This is a genomic window from Dietzia sp. UBA5065, from assembly GCA_002415925.1.
In the GTDB taxonomy this organism is placed as follows: Bacteria; Actinomycetota; Actinomycetes; order Mycobacteriales; family Mycobacteriaceae; genus Dietzia.
The window spans coordinates 1-1,892 of sequence record DIAZ01000104.1 but is presented as its reverse complement, the minus strand read 5'-3'; the positions used below and the strand labels follow the sequence as shown (position 1 = coordinate 1,892).

At 79.5% G+C, this 1,892-nt stretch carries 2 protein-coding genes; both read right to left on the bottom strand.

Annotated features, from left to right (window positions below):
• Positions 1 to 93: 93 nt before the first annotated feature.
• Positions 94 to 1,566: a ComEC/Rec2 family competence protein gene (locus B4M60_RS07820; RefSeq protein WP_291081967.1), complete on the bottom strand. Its 1,473-nt coding sequence runs from the start codon at positions 1,564 to 1,566 to the stop codon at positions 94 to 96.
• The coding region (locus B4M60_RS07815; protein ID WP_291081965.1) for a ComEA family DNA-binding protein at positions 1,563 to 1,892 on the bottom strand (330 nt) is incomplete at its 5' end. The genes B4M60_RS07815 and B4M60_RS07820, both read right to left, overlap by 4 nt.

Below are 1,892 nucleotides of genomic sequence, written 5' to 3'. Positions count from 1 at the left end.
ATGTCACCGTCGATGTCACCGTCGTCGTCCCCGCTGTGGTCTACCTCCGACATGGTGCCACGCGGGCCCGACACGTCCGGTCCCGCCTCGGGGTCATCCCGGTCCCGGCGGCGCCGGGTGCGGCGACCCCGGCAGGGCGGCCACGATCCCCGCGACCGTGTCGAGCCACCACAGCGCGGGGGCACACGCCGCGGCGAGCAGCACGGCGCCGCCCTCCCACACCGGCCCGAGCGCGGCGGCGGCCGTCCCGAGCACCGTGACCACCGGCACCGCCGGCGCCACCGCGAGGTTCGCCGGCAGGGACCACGGCCCCGTCCCGAGCCCGGCGGCCACCACCACCGGCAGAGTGGCCACGTGGGCCACCACGCACACGGCCAGCACGTCGGCGACGGGCCCGGGCATCCACGGTCGGCAGATCCGTACCGCGACCGGGCGTGCCGCCAGGACGAGCGCCGCGGTCGCACTCACCGACAGGAGGAACCCGGCCCCGGTGGCGGTGACGGGATCGAGGAGCGCGACGAGCAACACCACGCCCGCCAGGGCCGCCAGCGGCCGCCCCTGGCGGTGTGTGCTGAGCGCGGCGAGCCCGATCGCCCCGGTTCCGGCCGCGCGGAGCACGGCGGGTTCCGGACCCACCACGGCCACGAAGCCGGCCAACGCCACCGCCGCGGCCGCGACCCGGCCCCGGCGGCCCGCACCCAGCGCCGCCGCGGCCAGGAGCACGGCCCCCACGACGTAGGTGGTGTTGGCACCCGACACCGCCGTGAGGTGGGCCAGTCCGGCCGACCGGAACTCGTCCCGGGTCTCGGTGGACACCCCGCCCTCGTCGCCCAGCACGACGGACGGGAGCAGTCCCACCGCCTCGCCCTCGAGCGCGCGGTCCGCGACCGAGCGCAGCCGCTCCCGCACCGCGGCGGGGCCCCGGCCGGAGATCCCCGGCCCTTCCACCACCCGAGGCGGGGTCAGGGCCCGCAGGCCCGGCGGGTCCGCCGGGGTGAGCGGGTCCAGGACCGCGACCGACGCCCGCACCCGCGTCCCGGGAGGCAGCCCCCGCCATCCTTCGCGGGCGAGCACCACCACGTCGAGGCGAGCGGCGCGCGCGGACTCCCCCGACCCCGTGACCTCGACGCGGACCGGGACCATCACGCCACCGCTGCGGACCGGACGGTCGAATCCCGTCACCACGGCCTCGACGCCCGTCCGCGCGCCGACCAGCGAGACCAACGGGTGCGCGGCGAGCGCGTGCGACCGCGCCGCCTGGACCCCCGCGCCGACCGCCCCGAGGGCGCACGCCATCGCGAGCACCCCGAGGGCGGCGCGGTCCACCCGATCCCGCGCGCCCACGCCCACCGACCAGGTGGCCGCGACCACCGCCGAGGAGGCCAGGACCACCCCGAGCGCAGCCCCCGTCGACGGGCGGGCCCCGACGGCCACCGCGGTCGCCGCGAACAGCGCCAGCGTCGGCAGGACGAGCCTGAGATCGCGGACAGCCGGGAGCCGCCCCGGTGGGACCCGCTCTCCCCCCGCCCCGGAGCCCTGCGGGCCCGGCGGCCGCGGCCCGCTCACACCGTGACGAGGGGCCGCAGGCGGGACAGGGTCGCGGGCCCGACGCCGTCCACCTCGGCGAGTTGATCGACGCTCGCGAACACGCCGTTGGCCGCCCGCCACGAGAGGATCGCCGCCGCCGTCACCGGCCCCACCCCCGGCAGGGTGTCGAGCGTCGCGGCGTCGGCGGTGTTGAGGTTGACCGGCCCACTTCCGGGCGGGGGAGCGCCGGGGGCGGCCGGCGCGGCAGGGGTCGCGGGCCCGGCCGCCGCCGCGGGGACCGGCTCCGCGCCCACGATGCCACTGCGCGGACCGCGCGGTCCGTCGGGGCCCGGGGCCACGCCCAC